Genomic DNA, 20,135 nt, shown 5'->3' with positions numbered 1-20,135 from the left:
CGCAGACTTCCCGCAAGGCCTGCCCAGGAAGCGACAACTCGGTCGGCGCAGACCTGCCCTTAGGGGCAGCAGCGTGTCGGTCGAGCCGGCTCTCCCGGGCGCGCTTGACGTCGGTGCGCAGCCTCCTTAAACTGCGACGAACTACTCCGTTTATTTTTCATCCGATGGCCAGAACCAAGGACGAACAGCTGCATCAGCAGCGTCGCAGGTCCATCCTGAGTGCCGCTGCACGGGTCTTCAAGGCCAAGGGCTTCCATCTGGCACGCACCGAAGACATCTGCACGGAAGCCGGCATGAGCGCCGGCACCGTCTTCAGGTATTTCACGACCAAGCAAGAGATGATTGCGGCCATCGCACAACTCGAGTTCGACAGCTACAAGGCCGATCTGGAGTTTCTGGCGAGCAAGGCCGGTCTCGAATGGCTCAGTCAACTGACCGACACCGACTTCGAAGAGCTGCTGCGACCGACCGAGTTCGATCTCGGCGCGGACAGCTGGCTGGAACTGGCGCGGGACCCGGTGGGGCGCGCCCGCATTCTGGAGCTGGACCGGCAGTCGAGAACCACCCTGACGCAAGAACTGCGGCGCGGCCAGGAAGCCGGGTGGGTTCGCCCCGGGCTCGACTGTGCCGGCGCCAGCCACCTGCTTCTGTCCATCATTTCGGGGCTGCAGTTCGAGGCCGAGATCGGGGTCCGGCTTGACGCCGCGTCCACCGCGAAAGCGTTGGCGGATCTGGTCGGCAGCTACTTTCTGAAGAAGGAGTAAGACCTTATGCCATCCAGCTTGCAAGCGAAAGCATTTATGCGACGGAGTACTCCGTTTTTCGTCTCGATGCTGTGGGCTCTTGGGGCCGCACCGGCCTTGGCGGCGATGTCGGGACCCTGGCAGTTCGTGAGCGACGGCACGGTCGTCGACATCCGCGCCTGCCCCGGCGCCAGCGACACGCTTTGCGCGGCCATCGTGGGCTTGCCGCGTGAACCCGAGGTCGCCGATCCCGAGGTTCGAGGCCTGCTGTGCGGCTTTCGCGTGATGGGGGACCTGCGCCGGTCCGGCGCGGCATCCGAGCGTCCGGCGCAGTGGAAAGGCTGGGTGGCCGATCCGGAAGAAAAGCTCGACGGGAAGGAGCCCGAACACCACACGGCAACCCTGACGCACGTCTCCGAGAACCAGGCGCGTCTCGACGTTCTGGGCCCGCTGGGCGTGCTCGTCGAGACCCATTGGCTGCTGCGCGTGATCACCCCCGTGACGACGGGCTGCCGGTGAGACAGGCATGGTCTCGATCGCCCGTGCCAACCTGATCTACGAATGGCGGCGCTACCTGGCCGCCGTGCTGGCGATCACCTTCGCCGGCCTGCTCGTTGTCGTGCAATTGGCCCTTCTCCTCGGCCTGTTCGGCACGGTCTCGGTCATCGTCGACAAGTCGGCGGCCCATCTATGGATCGGATTCCGCAATACCGAAAGTGTCGACCTCGGTCGCCCGATCAGCCCGACCAGCGATGCTGCCGCATGGACGCATCCGGGGGTCGAACGCATCGAACGGTATGTCAGCGCCTACGGCGACCTTCGGCGCGCCGACGGGGTGCCGGTGTCGGTCCTCATCAATGCCATTGACGCCGGGGACCAGGCTTTGGCCTTCCGCCAGCTGCTCACGCGCTCGGAACGAGCCCTGCTCAGGGAGCCGGGTGCCATTCTGGTCGACGGTGCCGACGTGGCGAAGCTCGGCGCCGAAGTCGGCAAGGCCATCGAGATCAATGGCAAGCGCGCCTACATCGCGGGTGTCGTCGAGGGCCTGCGCGCCGTAGGCGGTGTCAACATCCTGACGTCCTTCGCGACAGCCCGCTCGCTGGCACCGGAAACCGCCGAGCAGGTCACCTTCTATCTGGTGCGCCTGCGCCCCGGCTTCGACACCGAGGACGTCGCGCAGCAGCTCGCCGATCCAGGTCCCCTGCCGCGCTACAGCGTCTGGCCGGCGCACGAGCTCTCGGTGCGGTCGCAGAGCTACTGGCTGCTCGAATCCGGCTCGGGCATAGGCTCGGGTTTCGCGTCGCTGCTGGCGCTGATCGTCGGCATCGCGATCACGAGCCAGACCCTGGCGGGGGCCGTCATCGCGTCGGTGAAGGAGTTCGCGGCCTTGCGAGCACTCGGCGTGTCGCAGCGCTCCTTGCGCCAGGTCGTGATCGAGCAGTCGCTGTGGGTGGGTGCGGTGGGCCTGGCCGTGACGGCGGTTCTCACGCTGGCCATCGCCTGGGTGGGCGAGCAGTTTCGCATCGCGATGGACTTTCCCTGGTGGATGCTGGCGACTGTGGCCTGCCTCATGGCGGGTATCGCCGTCCTCTCGGGCTTGCTGGCGCTGCGCCCGCTGTTGAACGCAGAGCCTGCGTCCTTGCTTCGCTAGTCCATGACAGCCACTCCCAGCCTGTACAGCCGCGGCATCTCGAAGGCCTTTGTCACCGGAAAGGTCACGCAGCAGGTCATCAAGGACAGCTCGCTCGACATCTTCCCGGGCGAGCTGACCTTGATTGTCGGTCCCTCCGGCTCCGGAAAAAGCACCCTGCTTTCGATGCTGTCCGGCCTGCTGCGGCCCGACACGGGCAGTGTCCGAGCGCTGGAACAGGATCTCTGGGCGCTCGGCGAAAAGGACTTGGATCGCTTCCGGCTGGAGCATTGCGGATTTGTCTTCCAGGGTTTCAACCTCTTCAGCTCCCTGAGCGCCCTCGACAACGTCATCCTGCCGCTCCAATACCTCGGTGTGCACGGCGCCCCGGCGCGGCAACGCGCCCAGTCCGCCCTCGACGAAGTGGGTTTGCACGACCGCAGCCACCTGCGCCCGGCCGAGCTGTCCGGCGGCGAAAAGCAACGTGTCGCGATCGCGCGCGCCCTGGTGAAACGTCCACAACTGCTGTTCGCCGACGAACCGACCTCGGCACTCGACAAGAACAACGGCCAGATCGTCATCGATCTGCTCAAGCGCATCGCCACCGGACATGGCGCGACCGTTCTCGGCGTGACACACGACCCGCGCCTGCTGTCGCATGCCGACCGCGTGATCCACCTGGAAGACGGCGTGGTCACCCGGGATGAGCGCGCTGCAGGACCCTCCCCCTCATGACGGACCCCTCAGCATGCAAACACTCCGAACCCCAAGCGCTTCCGACCCGCCCGGCTTTCCGGCTCTGCGCATCGCGCTGCTGCTGCTCGCGCTGTGCGGGCTGACGGCGTGCGAAGAAAAAACCGCCGAGGGCCCGCCGGACTCCCCGCAACAAGCGGAACAGCTCTCCCGGGCTGCGGTGGCGAGCGCCAAGGGACGCGTCGATCTGGACGGCGGCATCATCCGGCTGTCGGCGAGCCAGGACGGCGTGATCGCCAGCGTGCATGTCGAGGAAGGCGCCCGCGTCAAGGCGGGGCAGGTCCTCGCCCGCCTCGACGACACCTTGGCGATCCGCCAACTCGCGCTGGCCGATCGCGAAGCGGCTCAAGCCCGGCAGGAACTGAAAAAGGCCGAGGTCGAACGGCAGGCCGCCGCTCGTGAGGTGAACCGCCTGCAGGCGATCGCGCAGGATGACACGGTCCCGCGCCAGGACCTGGACCGCGCGCGTGACGCGCACTTGCTCGCCGTCATCGCCGAGCAGGCCGCCCGTGCGGCGATCGACACCGCGCAAGCGCGCGCCGCGGTCGCCGCACGTGAAGTCGAAGAGCGGCGCATCATCGCGCCGCTCGACGGACAAATCATCCAGCGCCAGGTGCGGCCGGGCCATGGCGTCAGCACGCTCAACCTGACGCCCTTGTTTCTTTTTGCCCCCGACGAAGCCCGCATCGTGCGTGCCGAACTGGAGGAGCAGTACCTGGCTGCGGTCAAGCCCGGCCAGAACACCGAGATCGTGCTGGAGGCGGACCCTTCGAGGCGCTGGCAAGGCAAGGTGGTTCGGCTCGGCAAGGTGGTGGGACAGCGGACGCCCAGCGAGGACCCGGCGGAGCGACAGGACAGCCGGGTGGTGGAGGCGGTCATCGCGCTCGACACGAAGGAGCTGTTGATCGGCCAGCGAGTCATCGTTCGTTTCTTCAAGACCTGAGCCCGCCCATGTCCCGCCTCACCTTGATCCTTGCTGCAGCCGCCCTGGCCCTGGCCCTGGGCGCTTGCGCAACGCCCCCGGTGGCGCTCCCGGAAGCCACCGTGCTGCCGGCCAGCTCGGCCTGTGCAGCGGACGCACCCGGCGGCGACGCCGTGCCAGCCGACCGGCCTGCATCGCAGGGATGGTGGAAAACACTGGCCGACCCGGAGCTCGAGGCGCTGCTCACCCGCAGCCGGGCGGGCAACCTGGATGTGGCCGTGGCGCTGGCACGCCTGGAGCAGGCACGCGCCGGTGTCGCCGAATCGTCGGCAGCCCGCGCGCCGCGCGTGGACGCCGTCGGCGCCGTGTCGCGCGAGCGGGTTCCGCGCAGCTCGGTGCGCGACAGCGAGGGCCTGCGTGCCGAGACGCCCCCGTTCCGGCAGTCGCGGTTTGCAGCGCAGGTGGAGGCCAGCTATGAGATCGATCTCCTCGGGCGCTTGAAGTCCGGGCAGCAAGCCGCCGAGCTGGAACAGGCGGCGAGCGAATGCGACCTCGAGGCGGCCCGGCGCTGGCTGGTCCGCGAAGTGGTGCTGGCCTATGCCGACATTCGGTCACTCGATGACCAGCTGCAGGACCACCGGCGCGCTGTGGCGCTTCAGCACGCCATCCTGCAAGCCGAAACGTCCCGCCTCGAGGCAGGTGTGGGCACACGGGCTGAAGTCCTCGAGGCACAAAGCGACTTATCGCAGCTGCAGGATGCCGACGTGGTCCTGCAGCGCGACCGTGCTTCCGCGCTCACGCGGCTGGCGGTGTTGACCGGCAGCTCTGCGGCGGACCTGAAGCTGCCACCGGTCGAGGGCTACTTCTCCCGCACCCCGCTTTCCGGTGCGGTCCCGGCGGGCCTGTCGGCCTCCGCCGTGGCCGAGCGCCCCGATGTCGCGGCCGCGTGGCAACGGGTCGTCGCGGCCGGCGTCGAGGCCCGACGGACGCAACTGGAGCGCTATCCGGCGCTGACCCTGACCGGCAGTACAGGGTATGTGAGCGAAGCACTGCGCCGCTGGCTCACACGCGACGCGCTGGTCTGGGTGGCGCAGGCAGCGCTTCAGCTGCCTTTGCTCGACGGTGGACGCAGGGAAGCAAGGACGAAGCTCGCGACAGCCACCCTGGCCGAACAAAACGCCCTCTACCGCAAGACCGTGCTGGAGGCCCTCGCCGAGATCGACAACGCGCTCCACGAAACCCAGGCAGCCGGCCAGCGACTCCAGATCGCCGAACAACAGCGGCAGCGCCGCGCTGCCGATCGCGACGCCCTGCGGGCTGCCGTGCGGGCAGGCGTTTCCGGCCGGCCGGCGCTCCTGCGTTCGGAACGGGCCTTGCTCGACGCGACCACTGGGCACCACCTGCGTCGCCATGAACTGATGACGGCGTGGGTGGCCGCTCAGAAGGCACTGGGCCGGTAACTGCCATGGCCCATCCTGCCGAATACAGAAGCGCCGCGACCGCCTACCCGATCCGGGCATTGCGCGCGGCGGTGGTGGTGCCGGGGTCCTTTGTCGAGGGTGTGCTCGCGGTGCTGCTGCCCTGGTCCGTCACGCAGGCCGCCCTCGGGACGGCGTGGCTGGGGATGGCATCGGCGCTGATCGTCGCGGCCGCCATCGTCGGCAACCTGCTGGCCCCGCCCGCAAGCCGCTGGGCCGGTCCCCGGCGCATGACCGTGGCAGCAGCGTTCGCAGCCGTCCTGTGTCTGGCAGGAGCCACCGTCCTGTGGCTGCTGGGGTTCACGCTCAGCGCCTTCGGGCTCGTCCTGACCGCGCTGGTGGCCGACGGCATGGCGGATGTCGGTTTTTCGGCACGCGTTCCTCTCATCGCGCGCCTGTGTCGACAGCCGCTGGTCGGGTTCTCGGGGGCCAACTGGCTCTGGGGCATCGTGGGGGTGGTGTTCGGAAGCCTGTGCGCGGGTTGGGGCATCGAGGCCGGATGGGTGACGCTGCTGCTGCTTGCGAGCAGCGCCATCTCCCTGGTGGTGGCGATCGCACTCGCGGCGCTGCTGCCTCGCGACGGCCGCCGCCCGCCCGGTCCGGCACCGGGCCTCAAGAGCCTCTTCGCGGCCGGCCCCTGGCCGCCGCAAGTGGTCATCGTGGTGTCGCTCACGGTGTGCTTGAATTTCGTCTTCGGCCCCTTGGACAACCTGCTGGTTCCGGCTCATCTGACCAGCCATCAACGCAGTGCGGATGTATTCGGCGCCCTGATCGCCGCTGGCGGGATGGGTCTGGCCGCCGGGCTCGTTCTGGTCCAAACCGAACACGCGCAGCCGGCAACCCGGCAGTTCATGCTCATCCTGCTGGGTCTCGTCGGTGCCGTCCTTCAGGTCGGTCTCGTAGGGTGGTTGCCAGAGACCTGGGTCCTGACCCTGGGGATCCTGCTCACCTCAGCGATGCTGGCCCCGCTGTTGCCGCTCCTGGAAAGCCTGATGCTGCTGGCCGTCGCGGCGCCGATGCGCACCCTGTTCCTGGCTCTGGTCGGCTCGCTCGGAAGTGCCGCTGACGTGGCCGGGACCGCCGCTTTCGGCTGGGTGGTCAGCCAGGCCGGGACGGACATCGCGCTCGCGGCCTGCACTTTCATGATGCTGCCCATGCCGGTGCTTGTCTTGCTTTTCAGAAAGCGGTGGCGGGTCCGGACGTCGCGATAGACCTTTCGCCCTGGGCAGTGGCCTTCATCTGTCCCGGCAACCCCTGCAAGATCAATCAGTCCTGTCGAACACTCCAGGACCCAGGATGGGGTCCCCACCCTTCCCATCACGTATGATTGACACGGCCCTTACGCGCGCCACTGCCGCCGGGACAAGGTCAAGGTGGAAGAAGTTCGAACACTTCTGAACAGTGGTTCGACACGACGCGCAAAGACGCCACTCTCCCTGAACCGGAAGTTCCTTGAAGCAGGCTTCCCGCCGCTCAAGTTCCGGCGTTTCATCGACCGACCTCCGGTTCAGGACATTGGCGTGGCTCGGTGGAAAACTGTTGCCTCGGACCGGCTGAAAGGTGCATCCTGTCGACAAACGCCGCAGCCTGGGCCAAGCCGCACACCCGGGTCGGCGCCCAGAGCGCACACCTCGACGACGAATGCGCGCGTTTCTCGGCAGGTTTCATCAACGAACTTTCAGTTCAGGACAACAGCCGTGCATGCATTACTGGTCGAAGATGATTTGGCACTCGGTGCCGCGCTGGCGCAAGGACTGCGCCATGCGGGCTGGCATATGGTGTGGGTGCGTCGATTGAAAGAAGCCAGGGACTTTCTGAGGGAGGAGCAGCAGGACAGCATGCTGCTGGATCTCGGCTTGCCCGACGGTGAGGGGCTCATGCTATTGCGCGAACTTCGCAGTCAAGGGGAGACGATGCCCATCGTCGTGTTATCCGCGCAGCACGCCCTCGACACCCGCGTGTCGGCCTTGCTCGAAGGAGCCGACGACTATCTGGTGAAGCCCTTTGCGATCACCGAAATGCTCGCGCGCCTGCAAGCCGTCACGCGGCGCAGCAGCGGTTTTGCTTCGTCGCGCTGGCAGATCGGCAGCTTGTGCATCGACACTCATTCACGCGAGGTCCAGGTCCGCGACACGCCCGTCCCGCTGTCCCCCTCGGAGTTCTCCTTATTGCTCGAGCTGGTTCGCAAGGCCGGCCGAGTGATCCAGCGGGAGTACCTGGTCGAATATCTGCGCTGCGGCTCCTTCAATGCACTGGAAGTCCACATCCACAACCTGCGGCGCAAGCTGGGCAGCCAGTGGGTTCGTACCGTGCGCGGCGTCGGCTATCTTTTGTCGACCCAATAAGCACCTCGCGCGCCGCGCGAGAAACCAGGCCGGATGAAGACAGCGGTATGACAAACCACTGCGGCGAGTCGCGGGGCGCAGGCGAGCAGCCCCGGACTATCACCCATTGACCGACGCCGGATCCTGACCGTACCCGGAGTTTTTCCGCAAGGCTGCTGCTTTGGCTGGCCTTGACCGCCGCTGATGAGGTCAGCATCCTTTCGGGCAATCCCCCTTCTGTCGTGCTTCCCCAAGCCGGCCGGCCTTGAGAAGATGGCGCCATGAGAGAGTCGCCACAGTTTTCCCCGGGCGTTCGTGAACGCACGGCGCGTGTCCTGTTCGGACACCGCAGTGCCGATGAATCACCCTGGGCCCTGATCGTCGCGATGGCGGCGGGGGTGCTAAGGCGGGCAACGTGCGGCAACGCCGCGCGCACCGGCAAGAGCCTGGACCTGGATCGGCAAACACGAGCTCATACCAAAGCGCGATCGTTGTATCGCCGCCTGCTCTATTTCACACTGGTGTCATTCATCGGGGTCTGGCTGCTGCTCTTCCTGTGGTTTCTCTGGGAAGTGACTCGAGTCGGCTCAGGCTATTTCGATCGCGACCTGGTGGACTTGGCCGAAGGCCATGCCGATCTCGTCAGCCTCGACCTCAGCGAGCCGGAGCGTCACCGGATGCTCGCACGCCGGGTCGGGCAATTCAGTCGCGCCTATGCTGAATCGTCCCTGCGCGAGCACGAGTTCTGTTATCGCATCACCGACTGGAAAGGCAGAGTGCTGGGGCGGTCGGCCTGCTGGCCAGAATTGTCCAGGCCGGTTCTCGGTGCGGCGCCGGTGAGCGAAGGACTTTGGCGGACAGTGCTGGTGGAAAGTCGCGACCACTCGGTACAGATCCAGGTCGCGGTCGCCCATTCGTTTCTGCAGCGGGCAAGAACCGAGATGTTGATGTTCTTCCTGTTCCCGCTGCTGGCCCTGCTGCCGATTCTCGCCATCCTGCTGCGCATCGGCATCCACCATGCGTTGATGCCGATGGAGAATCTGACACGAGAGATCGTCCGCCACGCGCCGCAATCGACCTCCCCGCTCAAATGCCCGGATGCCGGGTACCGGGAACTGGCGCCGGTCCAGAATTCGGTCAACCAGTTGCTCGCGCGTATTGCCAACCACCGCGAGAACGAACGTCGTTTTATCGCCGACGCCACCCATGAACTGCGCACGCCGCTGGCCGCGATCGGGGCCCAGGTTCATCTGTTGGTGAAGGCGGAATCGGCAGACCAACGGGCAGAACTGGCGGAAATGCTGATCGCCAGCATCGATCGCAGCGCGGCCCTGGTGGGCAACCTGTTGACGCTGTCACGGCTCGAAGCCGAATCGTCCGGCCACCTGGCGTTGAAGTCCGTCGACGTGACGCAACTCGCGCGCGACGTCATCGCGCGACATGCACCTCGCGCGATCGTCAAGAACATGGACCTCGCCTACGAGGGCCCTGACGCGGCATCCGTCCTGGGCGACGCCGCGCTCCTGGAAAGCGCAATGGACAGCATGGTGGACAACGCCATCGTGTATTGCCCTTCGGGCGCGACCGTCTGTCTCGAGGTCAGGCAGGAACCGCAACTCATCCGACTGGCCGTTTCGGACAACGGGGTCGGCATACCGGAGGACATGCGCAACGGTGTGCTGAAGCGTTTTGTTCGTCTGCCGGGGACCGTGGCGCCCGGCAGCGGGCTGGGCCTGTCGATTGTCAAGAAGGTCGCCGAGCTGCACGAAGGCAGCGTGTTTCTCACCGAGGGGCTCAACGGCCGAGGCTTGAGAGTCGAAGTCCGTCTCCCGTCGCCGGGGTGAGGCGCTCCTTTGTTGAAGGCGCCACGACCTGACGCAGCCCCCCGAAGGCGTGCGGCAGGCCCTGGTCGACTGAATCGGATCGCGACCTCGCTGCGCGGGATGCCGCCCGATGTCGAGGACGCGGTGCGGATCGAGTCTCAGCCGGCCGTCCGGGCCGGCGCACGAGGCCGGTTCAAGGCATCCTGCGGCACCTCGCCGCGCAGGGCCTGGAGGATGTTGTGCGCCGCGCGCCGCTCGATCGCCAGGCGCACCGTGCCGACCGCCGAACCGATGTGGGGTGTCAGCAGGCTGCGGGGGTGGGCCAGCAGTTCGGGATCGATGCGGCGCGGACGGTCGGGCCGGGCCCAGTCTTCCATCTCGAAGACATCGGCCGCATAACCTGCCAGTCGGCCGGAACGCAATGCATCGAGCACGGCCGCCTCGTCGACCACCGAGCCCCGGCAGGGATTGACCAGGAAGGCGCCCGGTTTCATCCGCTGCAGGCGCGTCGCGTTCAGCAGGTGCAGGGTGCCGGGATGGAGCGTCAAGGCCAGCAGGACCAGGTCGGCTTCGGTCAGCAGGTGGTCCAGTGTGGTGTGCTGCACACCGAGCGCCTGCTCCTGCGCGTCGGGCAGCGGGTGGCGGTCGGTGTACAGCAGCTGCGCGTCCCAGCCCTTCAGGCGCTGCGCCAAGGCCTGGCCGATCGCCCCCATGCCGACGATGCCGACGGTCGAGTTGGCCAGGCCGGTGCCGTAAAACTCGGGCCGCCAGCCCGCGAAGCGACCACTGCGCACCCAGGCTCCGGCTTCGCCGACACGGCGCATCAGCCCGATGCACAGCCCGATGGCGAGTTCGGCGGTCGGCACCGTCAGCAGGTCCGGCACGAAACTCAGCCAGACGCCACGTGCGCTGCAGGCATCCACATCGAAGTTGTCGTAGCCCTTCAGCGCGGCCCCGATGATCTTCAAGCGCGGGCATCGCGCGAGAAAGGCCGCGTCGATGCGGTCCGGCATGAAGGCCATCAGCGCGTCAGCGCTCTGCGCGCGGCGCAGCACCTCGTCGGCGGGCCAGGTGTCGGCCGAATCATTGACCACCAGCTCGCAATGCGGCGACAGCAGGTCGATGATTTCCGGATGCACGCGATGCGTGATGACGAGCCTGGGCTTCAAGGCAGCCTCCTTGTAGTTGTCCTTTGTCCACGGTCGGCGACTGCGTCGGCCTTTCCAAGGCAACGGGGGGTCAGCTCCGGCGTTGCGGCACCTTAAGGGGGCTGGGTGACGCCGCCGTGTCGGCGCCGTGACGAGCCCGTGACGATGGCGAGGCGACCGATTCGATGACCCCGCACAGCCACTGCAGCGCCGGGTCCTTGTCCCGGGTCGCGTGATGCGCAATCGACACGGTGAAGGGCGGCAGGTCCAGCGGCAGGCGGTGCGAGACGAGACCAAAATCGCGCTCCCAGACCGGTGCCAGCACCTCGGGGACCGTCGCGAGGGCCGGCACCTGCTGAAGCACCCTGGGCAGCGATGAAAAACGCGGGCTGGTGTAGGCGACCTTGCGTTCTTGACCGAGCTTTTCCAAGGCCTCGTCGACCGTGCCCTGGAAGGCACCGCGGTAACTGACGAGAAGATGCGGCAGTTCGGTGTACTGCTTCACCGTGAGCCGCGCTCGCTCGCGCAGGACGCCGGGCCGGTGCACGCAGCAGAACCGCATCGAGCACAAGGGCCGCTGGCGTTGCCAGCTGGGCCCCCCGGCGAAGGCCCCGACGGCGAGGTCCATGTCTTCGCGCATCAGCATGTCGGAGACGCGGAACGGATCCGTGGCCACCACGGCGACGCGCACCCCCGGCGCTTCCCGGTGCAGGATGGCGAGCAGCGGGGACAACAGCCAGATGTCGACCCAATCCGGGAGGCCGAGCAGGAAGGTGCGCGTCGCGGTCGCGGGGTCGAACACCGGGGTGTCGGACACGACCGCCTGGATGAGCTCCAGGGCGGGGGCAAGCGCGGCCTGCAGTTCCAGCGCCCTCGGCGTCGGCTGCATGCCGCCCTGGCTGCGGACCAGCAGCTCGTCCTTGAACAAGGCCCTCAGCCGGCTCAGCGCGCCGCTGATGGCGGGCTGTCCAAGATGCAGGCAGGCGGCCGCCTTGGAGACGCTTTTCTCGCGCAGCAGGACGAGCAGGGTCACCAGCAGGTTCAGGTCCATGCCCCGGAAATCGCGCTCTCTGATATGGCTCATCAAATCAATCGATTTGCGTGATGTGAACCGCGATTGGATCATCCGCCCGACTCCCTTCGCAACCCACCTCCACGGAACCCGCTCCATGACCACACCCCGTCTTACCGCACGCACCCGGCTGAGCAGCGTCCTCCTCGCCGCAGCCACGGCGCTGTCCGCCGCATGGGCGCTGTCCGGCTCGGGCGCTGCCCACGCAGCCGCGCCCCAGGTCCGCACGCAGGCGCCCGGCTACTACCGGATGATGTTGGGCGACTTCGAGATCACCGCGCTCTCGGACGGTACCGCCACCATCCCTCTGGACAAGCTGTTGAAGCGGACCACCCCTCGAGAGCTCGAACGCCTGCTGGGCGAGGCCTACCTCAAGCCCCAGATCGAGACCTCGATCAACGCCTACCTGATCAATACCGGCTCCCGGCTGGTGCTGGTCGACACCGGTGCCGGCGCGCTCTTCGGGCCGACGGCCGGCGGCCGGCTGCTGAAAAACATCAAGGCCGCCGGCTACAAGCCCGAGGACGTGGACCTGGTGCTGCTGACCCACATCCATGGCGACCACTCGGGCGGCCTGAGCATCGACGGCCAGCCGGCTTTCCCGAACGCGGTGGTGCGGGTCGACCGGCATGACAGCGACTTCTGGTTGAACCCGCGAAACATCGACCGGGTGGCACAGAGCGAACGCCACAGTTTCGCCGAGGCCGCGGCCTCGCTAGGCCCCTACCAGGCGGCCGGCCGCCTGCTAACGTTCGAGCCCGGTGCCGAGATCCTGCCGGGCGTCAAGGCCGTTGCCGCCCATGGCCACACGCCGGGGCACTCCCTGTTCGAGATCCAGAGCCGCGGCGAACGCCTGCTCATCTGGGGCGACCTCATCCATGCCAAGGACGTGCAGTTCCCGCGTCCCGGCATCACGATTCGCTTCGATGTGGACGACGCAGCGGCGGCTTCGCAGCGGCAGACCGCGATGCGTTCCGCCGCCCGGGAAGGCACTCTGATCGCGGCAGCCCACATCGCCTTCCCCGGCCTCGGCCGCGTGCGCGCGGCCGGCAAGGGTTTTGTCTGGATCCCGGTCAACTATTCCCGGGCCGGCCTCACCGACTGAGCGCCTTGAGCCTCTGGCGCCCTCGAACGCTGGGGCGGCCAGCACGGCGCGCAACGACCGCTCAATCCCCGTAGCGGCTCCGGAACTCGCCGGGCGTCAAGCCGGTGACCCGTTTGAATGCGCGTCGGAAGCTGGATTCATCGACAAAACCCAGGGCGTGGCCCACCTGCCCCACCGACTGCTGGGTGTGCAGCAGTCGATCGCCGGCCTGGTGCAGCTTGATCAAGCGAACGTGTTCCCCCACGGTGTGCCCGGCGGCCGCCCTCACCTTGCGCGCCAGGGTGCGCGGCGAGGTGGCGAGCGCCGCGGCCAGGCGCGCCAGCCGCGCTTCGCTGGCGGGCCACTGCTCCACGAGCAGCCGCAGCCGATGCATCAGGGCGTTGCCGTGCTGGACCTGCTCGAGCCGCTGGAACACCGGCGATGCGGGCTGCGGCCGGGGCAGCACCGCGAAACGCGCGACGTCGCGCCACACCTCGGCGCTCAGTGCCCGCTCGACCTGCTCGCTGACGATGGCCTGGTAGCCGTGCGTGCCGGAGGCCGTGGCGTTGCGACGACCGTTGACACAGGCCTGTTGCCATTGCCACGCCACCTGTGGATGGCGCGCTTCCAGCCAGGGCGCCATCCACCAGGTGCCGGTGGCCGGCTCTCCGCGCAGGCGGCCGGTCTCGGCCAGCAGGGCCACACCGGTGCAATAGGCCCACAGGTGAACGCGTGCCGGCAGGCTGCGTAGCGCCTCGACCAGAGGCCGATGCCGGGCCAGCAGCGCCGGCAACTGCGGCTCGGCATGGGCCCAGAAGCCGGGCACCAGCAGCGCCTGACACCCGGCCGTGTCCAGCGCCTGCTCGGCACGCAGCGTGACGCCGTGCGCACAGGTCACCGTGCCTGCGCGCAGCCCCAGCCATTGCACCGCAAAGCGCGCCTGGCCGCTGCGCAGATTGGCCGCCTGCATCAGGTCGGCCGCCGCCAGCAGGCCGGCCGGCAGACAGCCCGGATACAGCAGCAGGCCGACGTGATGGGTTGGCATGAAATGCACCAAGTATGTCAATACTCGCCATGTTAACCGGCGGCCGGTGCGCCGACCATGTCGCTCATGCCAAACCGGCTCCTGCCATGACGCCATGAAGATCACCCAGCTGCGCAATGCCACCGTGCTCGTCGAGTACGCCGAGCTCCGCCTTCTCGTCGACCCCATGCTGGCGCCCCGGGGAGCGCTGCCCGCGCTCAAATACCTCGGCGCGCCGCGGCGGCGCAATCCGCTCGTCGACCTGCCCGAGGTCACGCCGGCCCTGCTGGAGGGTGTGACGCATGCGCTGATCACCCACTGTCGCAAAGGCCACTTCGACCACCTCGACCGCGCCGGCAAGCGCTGGCTGCGCGAGCGCCGCATTCCGGTGCTGTGCATGCCGGAGGACGCCGACCACCTGCGGCAGCGCGGGCTGAACGTGCAGCCGCTCGCCGGCCAGGGGGCGACGGCTTTCGGCGCAGGCCAGATCCAGCCCATCGCCTGCCTGCATGGCGAGGGCTGGATCGGGCGCCTGATGGCCCACGGGCACGGCTACGTCATCGAACAGGCCGGCGAGCCCAGCCTCTACATCGCGGGGGACACCGTGCTCACCGACGAGGTGGTGCGGTGCGTGCAAGAGCGCCGCCCGGCGGTGAGCATCGTGCCGGCCGGGGGCGCGGCATTCGACCTCGGCGGCGAGATCATCATGGACGCAGAGCAGGCGCTCGCGCTGGCCGAGCGGGGCGACGGCGTTTTTCTGGCCAACCACCTGGAGGCGCTGGATCACTGCCCCACCCGGCGCGCCGATCTGCGGGCGGCTGCGGCGGCACGCGGCCTGGCCCACCGATTCCTGGTGCCCGAGGATGGGCAGACGCTGGAGTTCCGGGGCGGGGACCGGCACACCGGCCCGGTCACCCGTCCTGGTGCAACTTCCGCAGCGCCTTTGTCGCGGCGCTGAGCAGCACATCGAGCTTGACGGGCTTGGGCACCACACCGTCGAACCCGGCGGCGAGCATGCCCTCGGCGCCGCGATCGCGGGAGAACGGTGCCAGTGCCACCGCCGGGATCGACGCGGTGCGCGGATTCGATCTCAAGGACTGGATCAGCCCCCAGCCATCCATCTTCGGCATGCCGAGATCCGAGATGATCAGGTCGTACGACACCGCGCCGCTGGCCTTCTCCAGCCCCTGCAGTCCATCGCAGGCGGTGTCGACGACATAACCTTCCAGCTCCAGCAACTGCTGCAGCACCTTCGCCGTCTCCGGATCGTCCTGGACCAGCAGCAGGCGTTTGGTGTCCGAGCGCGGCTCGCCGAGGGGACCTGCCGCGGCGACGGTGGCGAGCGGCAGAAAGACACGGAACGCCGCGCCGTGCCCCTTGCCGTGTGAATCGGCTTCGGCCCGGCCGCCATGCAGGGCGGCGATCTGCTGGACCAGGGCCAGGCCGATCCCCAGACCGCCCTTGTCGCGGGTGGTCGACGAGTCCTCCTGCACGAAGATGTCGAAGATCCGGGGCAGCACCTCCGGATCGATGCCTCGGCCACTGTCGCGGACTTCCAGCACGGCCTCCGTCCCCTGCCTCCTCAGCGCCACCGTGATGCGACCGCCCGGAGGTGTGAACTTCAAGGCGTTGGAGAGGAGGTTCCACGTCACCTGCTCGAGACGGTCGGGATCGGCCCGGACCAGCACGGGAGGATCGATCTCGGCCGAGATCTGGATGCACTTCGCCTTCGCCTCGTGTTCGACCGCGGCAACGATCGCCGCCACCGAGGGTCCCAGGTCGAAGACAGTGGGCGTGAGGGAGAGCTTGTTCGTTTTCACGAGAGCGAGGTCGAGCAGGTCGTCGACCAGGTGGCTCAGGCGGTCCACGGTCCTGCGCAGCGTTGCCGCCGTGTCGGACAAGGCCGGCTGCGTGCGCGCTTCCGGCAGCCTGGACAGCAGATCGATCTGGAGGTGGATCAGGTTGAGCGGATTTTTCAGTTCGTGCGACACCACCGCGAGGAAGTTGTCCTTTGCCTTGTCCGCTTCCCGCAGGGCTTCGCGGATGTGGACCTGGTTCGAGATGTCGCGGAAATAGCAGACCACCCCCTGCCCCCCGTCCCGCAGCGCGATCCTTTCGATGCGCCATTCGAAGTACTCGGTCACGCTGCCATCCGCGCGCAGCTGTGCCCGTTCCGCCGAGACATAGGGCTGGCCGGTGTCCAGCGTGTGCCGGACCAGGCGCATGAGCGCCTCGGCATCGTCCTGCTCCCAGAGGACGCGGATCACCTCCTCGAAGCGCTGGCCCAGAACGTCGCCGGGCAGGACTTCGAACACCGGCCGCGCCACCGGGTTGATCTCGCAGACGCGCAGGTCGCCATCGAGGAGACAGACCCCGAGCGGGGCACGGTTCAGCAGCGTCTCGAACTGCTCGCTGCGCAAGCGTAGCGCTTCATTCGCGGTGCGTCGCACGCGGGCCATCTTGACGTGGGTTTCGACTCTCGCGAGCAGCTCGCGCGCGCTGAAGGGTTTGATCAGGTAGTCGTCGGCGCCCGCCGCCATGCCCTCGATGCGGCTCTCCTCGCCGGCGCGCGCGGACAGCAGGATGATCGGCACCTCCCGGGTTGCCGGGTCGGCGCGCAGCTCCCTCAGCAGGTCCACCCCGTGCAGGCGCGGCATCATGATGTCGCTCAGCACGAGATCGGGCGGATCGCGGCGGGCAGACTGCAGCGCCGCCGCTCCGTCGGCCACGGCTTCGACGACGAAACGCGTCTGCAGCAGCTTGCTCACATACTCGCGCATGTCGGCGTTGTCGTCGGCCCACAGGATGCGCGCCCGCGCCGCGCCGGGAACCGCGGCGCCGGGCGCAGGCACCAGGACGTCGAGCGGCGCCGCCTCCGACACGCCACCGGCATCGGTCGACGCGGCGGGCAGCCAGCGCAAGGCCTCTTCGACAAACGCCAGCGGGCCGGTCGACGTCGACGACAGCCCGGTGTCGGCACCGATGCTGCTGGCATCGAGATGCGAGCAGCCGAAGGGGATGGCCACGACGAAGGTGCTGCCCTCGCCCAGCACACTCTCGACCCGGACCTGGCCGCCGTGCAGCCGGGCCAGCTCCTGCACCAGCGCAAGCCCGATGCCGGTGCCCTCGTGCGTGCGCCCGCGCGTCTGCTTGACACGGTGGAAACGGTCGAACATGCGGGGCAGCTCCTCGGCCGGTATGCCAACGCCGCTGTCGCGCACCGTCAGCCGTGCACAGCCCTCGCGCGCGTCGAGGACCACCGTGATGCCCCCGTCCAGCGTGAACTTGAACGCGTTGCTCAGCAGGTTGAGGACGATCTTCTCCCACATGTCCCGGTCGACGTACACGACATCGGGCAGCGGTGGGCAGGCGACGTCGAGTGTCAGGCCGGCGCGCTCGCAGGCCGACCGGAAGGAGCTGGCCAGGTCGGCGGTGAACACCGCCAGGTCGGTGGCCTGGTAGTTCGCCCGCGCACGCCCCGCCTCGATGCGCGCGAAATCGAGCAGCGTGTTGACCAACTTCAGCAACCGCAGGCTGTTGCGATGGACGATCTCGAGTTGCCCCTTGTTGGAGGGCGACCACTCTGCGCTGCCGTCGGCGAGCAGGTCCGCGACGGGGCCCAGTATCAAGGTGAGGGGAGTCCGGAACTCGTGGCTGACATTGCTGAAGAAGGTCGTCTTGGCCCGGTCCAGCTCGGCCAGCGCCTCGGCACGGCGCCGCTCGTCTTCGCGGGCCCGGACCGCGGCGAGTGCCACGGAGACCGTGACGTTCAGAAGCTCGTAGAAGCTGCGGTAGGCATCGGTCATCGGCAAGCGCGACGAGGCCCCCGCCACCACCACCGCCGGCGCCGGTCCGGCCCCCGGCACGCTGACGGGCAGGACGAAGGCCCGGCTCGGGGCCTCCGGGTAGGGTCCGCACGCTTCTCGGCGCAGGATGGGCGCAAGGTGGTCCACTTCGACGATCCCCGAGGCTTCCAGCGCTTCTGCGAAGGGCCAGGGGTGCCGCGCGTCGACCGCGAGTTGAACAGGTGCCGCGCAAGCCTCGGCCCGGAGCCCGTGGTGGGCGGCCAGGCGGTAGTCCTTGCACTCCGGATCGAAGCGGTAGAACAGCAGGAAAGGAAGGTCCCAGTCGAAGCGCGACAGCACCGCCACCGCCTTGCGGGCGACATCCGCCTCGTCGCACGCCAGGCCGAGCGCTGTGCCGAGGTCGCGCAGCGCACGGGTTCGGCGCTCCGACAGCATGGTGGCGGTGGTTTCGGTGACGGGGTGGAACAGGCCCCCGATCCCGCCGCTCTCGTCCCGTATGGGTGAGGTCGAAAAGGTGAAGAAGGTTTCCTCGAGATAGCCGTTGCGGTTGAGGAACATGCGCTGGTTCTCGAGATAGCTCGTGTTGCCGGCCAAGGCCCGCTCGAAGGGTTCGCCGATCGCCGGCCAGGCGCTGGCCCAGGTGACGCGGTAGTTTTCCCCCAGCGCCCGCGGGTGCGCCTCGCCGCAGCAATCGCGGTACCCGTCGTTGTAGATCTGGGTGTGCTCGGGCCCCCAGACAATGTTGATCGGGAAGTTCGACGCCAGGCACAGGCTGACCGTGGTGCGCAGACTTTGCGGCCAGGTCTCGGGGGGGCCGATCGGGGTCTGCGACCAGGCCTTGGCGCGGATCAGCGCCCCCAGTTCACCGCCGCCCTGCAGGAACTCGGCATCGGCGCCCTGCGGCTGTTTTTTCCTCGTGTCAGACCTCACTTTCACCCCCTGGGATCGCGGTGGCCGGCAGGCTGCGGGCATAGGGCCTCGACAACAGAGGCGAGGCGGATCCGCCCGTCGCCGACACCACGGCGAAGAGAACTGCTTGCGCAAGACGTCTTCGATGCTCCCGGAGCCGATCGAGCTGGCGCAGCCGGCGAGGCATGGCGCGGGAATCTTTGCCACTCGGCACCGTCGGGAGGCCAAGTCGATCTGCCTGCGTCCACCCTGGCCTTCGTTGCGCGGCTCCGAGTTCCGAACAAAACAAGCCGCGACGCGACACGCGGGCACGGCCCTGATGCTCTTGTACCCGATTCGTGGTGCCACATCTGTTCGCCATGCGCGAAGAACGGAAACGCTGCGAAGGGAGATCCATGGACGACGGCTCGTCCCCCGGTCGGCGCTGGCTCTCTGCCGCTGCCTCCAGAGAGAGGCCGGCGGGAGCTCGGCAGGCGCGTCAGCCCGCGTGCGAGGGGGCGATCTGCAGCGGCTGCAAGCTCGCGCCGACTGCGTGATCGACGCGGTAAAGCCAGGATCCGTCCGGCTGACGCCGCACGATCTCGGCGGAACTGCCGACTGGAGCGGTTCAGCAAGAAGGACCTGAATGCCGCAGCCAGCCCACGCGCGTTGCCGGTCGCGAATTGAACGAAGGTGGTTAAAGTGGCGGTCGGAATCCGACCCCTACAGCGTCCCCGTCGCATGCCTATCACTGCCCTCGCCGTGCAAGTCCCCGAAGCAGAGCCGCTCGTGGCCAGCTTGCGTGAACGCTACGATCCGACCGTGCGCCTCGGTGTGCCCGCCCATATCACCTTGCTGGTGCCCTTCATGGCACCCGCACTCGTCACGCCACAGGTCCAAGGCCGGATCGAAGAGGCCCTGAAGCTTGTTCAGCCCTTCGACTTCGAGCTCGCACGCGTCGGCCGCTTTCCCGGCGTGGCTTACCTCGCCCCGCAACCCGCCGCGCCGTTCATTGCCTTGACCGAGTCGCTGGTCCGATCCTTCCCGGCTTATCCGCCTTACGAAGGACAGTTTTCGACCGTCATTCCCCACCTCACGGTAGCTCACGGCGAAGAGTCGGACGCGGTGAGGGCCGCCGCCGAGCTGGAGGCCCGACTCGATGTCCACGGCCCGCTCCGCTGCCATTGCAAGGCTGTCGTCCTGCTGGAGAACTCCACGGGACTGTGGACACAGTTGCGCCGCTTCGAGCTGGCTCACGGCTAGCCGCTGGTGCGTTGATTCCGTCGCGGAGAGAGCTCTGCGGATCGCCTCCATGATCGCGGCTGGCTCCACGCCGCCTCGAGTTCTGCCCTGACACCCTGCACCTCACCAGGGCAAGCCTGTCGCCCCGAACTTCCGCCTCGATCAGCGGTATTCGCCACACCATCCCCCGATTCGCCG

At 67.8% G+C, this 20,135-nt stretch carries 16 protein-coding genes; 12 read left to right on the top strand and 4 right to left on the bottom strand.

The window, feature by feature from the left end:
* Window positions 1–113: 113 nt before the first annotated feature.
* The 9 genes from OOT46_RS16615 to OOT46_RS16575 all read left to right on the top strand — a co-directional run bounded on the left by OOT46_RS16615 (window position 114) and on the right by OOT46_RS16575 (window position 9,694).
* The gene (locus OOT46_RS16615; protein ID WP_265404778.1) at window positions 114–764 is read left to right on the top strand and encodes a TetR/AcrR family transcriptional regulator; all 651 of its coding nucleotides are present in this window, start codon (window positions 114–116) and stop codon (window positions 762–764) included.
* A gap of 105 nt (window positions 765–869) precedes the next feature.
* Window positions 870–1,262, top strand: coding sequence for a hypothetical protein (locus OOT46_RS16610; protein WP_265404740.1), 393 nt, complete (start codon window positions 870–872; stop codon window positions 1,260–1,262).
* Between the two features lie 7 nt (window positions 1,263–1,269).
* Entirely contained in the window at window positions 1,270–2,394 is a 1,125-nt protein-coding gene (locus OOT46_RS16605) for an ABC transporter permease (RefSeq protein ID WP_265404739.1), read from the top strand.
* A gap of 3 nt (window positions 2,395–2,397) precedes the next feature.
* Complete coding sequence (locus tag OOT46_RS16600) at window positions 2,398–3,108, top strand: ABC transporter ATP-binding protein (RefSeq protein WP_265404738.1); 711 nt, start codon at window positions 2,398–2,400, stop codon at window positions 3,106–3,108.
* Between the two features lie 13 nt (window positions 3,109–3,121).
* The gene (locus tag OOT46_RS16595; RefSeq protein WP_265404737.1) at window positions 3,122–4,069 is read left to right on the top strand and encodes an HlyD family secretion protein; all 948 of its coding nucleotides are present in this window, start codon (window positions 3,122–3,124) and stop codon (window positions 4,067–4,069) included.
* Window positions 4,070–4,077: 8 nt separating this feature from the next.
* Complete coding sequence (locus OOT46_RS16590; protein WP_265404736.1) at window positions 4,078–5,508, top strand: efflux transporter outer membrane subunit; 1,431 nt, start codon at window positions 4,078–4,080, stop codon at window positions 5,506–5,508.
* Between the two features lie 5 nt (window positions 5,509–5,513).
* Entirely contained in the window at window positions 5,514–6,737 is a 1,224-nt protein-coding gene (locus OOT46_RS16585) for a hypothetical protein (RefSeq protein ID WP_265404735.1), read from the top strand.
* Between the two features lie 486 nt (window positions 6,738–7,223).
* On the top strand, window positions 7,224–7,871 hold the full coding sequence (locus OOT46_RS16580; RefSeq protein WP_265404734.1) for a response regulator: 648 nt from the start codon (window positions 7,224–7,226) through the stop codon (window positions 7,869–7,871).
* A gap of 260 nt (window positions 7,872–8,131) precedes the next feature.
* Window positions 8,132–9,694, top strand: a complete 1,563-nt coding sequence (locus OOT46_RS16575) for a sensor histidine kinase (RefSeq protein WP_265404733.1) — start codon at window positions 8,132–8,134, stop codon at window positions 9,692–9,694.
* Window positions 9,695–9,831: 137 nt separating this feature from the next.
* On the opposite strand, the gene OOT46_RS16570 is transcribed toward OOT46_RS16575, so the two are convergent.
* Both OOT46_RS16570 and OOT46_RS16565 read right to left on the bottom strand, forming a co-directional pair.
* Window positions 9,832–10,842 (bottom strand): phosphonate dehydrogenase, encoded by a 1,011-nt coding sequence (locus tag OOT46_RS16570; RefSeq protein ID WP_265404732.1) that lies wholly within the window; start codon window positions 10,840–10,842, stop codon window positions 9,832–9,834.
* A 70-nt stretch (window positions 10,843–10,912) separates the two neighbouring features.
* Complete coding sequence (locus OOT46_RS16565; RefSeq protein WP_265404731.1) at window positions 10,913–11,992, bottom strand: LysR family transcriptional regulator; 1,080 nt, start codon at window positions 11,990–11,992, stop codon at window positions 10,913–10,915.
* On the opposite strand from OOT46_RS16565, the gene OOT46_RS16560 reads away from it, so the two are divergent.
* On the top strand, window positions 11,991–12,998 hold the full coding sequence (locus OOT46_RS16560) for an MBL fold metallo-hydrolase (protein ID WP_265404730.1): 1,008 nt from the start codon (window positions 11,991–11,993) through the stop codon (window positions 12,996–12,998). The genes OOT46_RS16565 and OOT46_RS16560 overlap by 2 nt on opposite strands.
* A 61-nt stretch (window positions 12,999–13,059) precedes the next feature.
* On the opposite strand, the gene OOT46_RS16555 is transcribed toward OOT46_RS16560, so the two are convergent.
* Window positions 13,060–14,022, bottom strand: coding sequence for a GlxA family transcriptional regulator (locus tag OOT46_RS16555; RefSeq protein ID WP_265404729.1), 963 nt, complete (start codon window positions 14,020–14,022; stop codon window positions 13,060–13,062).
* A gap of 94 nt (window positions 14,023–14,116) precedes the next feature.
* On the opposite strand from OOT46_RS16555, the gene OOT46_RS16550 reads away from it, so the two are divergent.
* Window positions 14,117–14,959 carry an MBL fold metallo-hydrolase gene (locus OOT46_RS16550; RefSeq protein WP_265404728.1) on the top strand — a complete coding sequence of 281 codons (843 nt, stop codon included), beginning with the start codon at window positions 14,117–14,119 and terminating at the stop codon, window positions 14,957–14,959.
* Here OOT46_RS16550 and OOT46_RS16545 read toward each other — a convergent pair.
* The gene (locus OOT46_RS16545) at window positions 14,913–18,737 is read right to left on the bottom strand and encodes an ATP-binding protein (protein WP_265404727.1); all 3,825 of its coding nucleotides are present in this window, start codon (window positions 18,735–18,737) and stop codon (window positions 14,913–14,915) included. The genes OOT46_RS16550 and OOT46_RS16545 overlap by 47 nt on opposite strands.
* Window positions 18,738–19,436: 699 nt before the next feature.
* Here OOT46_RS16545 and OOT46_RS16540 point away from each other — a divergent pair.
* Window positions 19,437–19,958, top strand: coding sequence for a 2'-5' RNA ligase family protein (locus OOT46_RS16540; RefSeq protein ID WP_265404726.1), 522 nt, complete (start codon window positions 19,437–19,439; stop codon window positions 19,956–19,958).
* Window positions 19,959–20,135: the final 177 nt, after the last annotated feature.

Source organism: Aquabacterium sp. A7-Y, assembly GCF_026153205.1.
Lineage (GTDB): Bacteria > Pseudomonadota > Gammaproteobacteria > Burkholderiales > Burkholderiaceae_C > Caldimonas.
The sequence above is the reverse complement of the archived record's forward strand: the minus strand, read 5'-3'. Positions and strand labels throughout refer to the sequence as shown.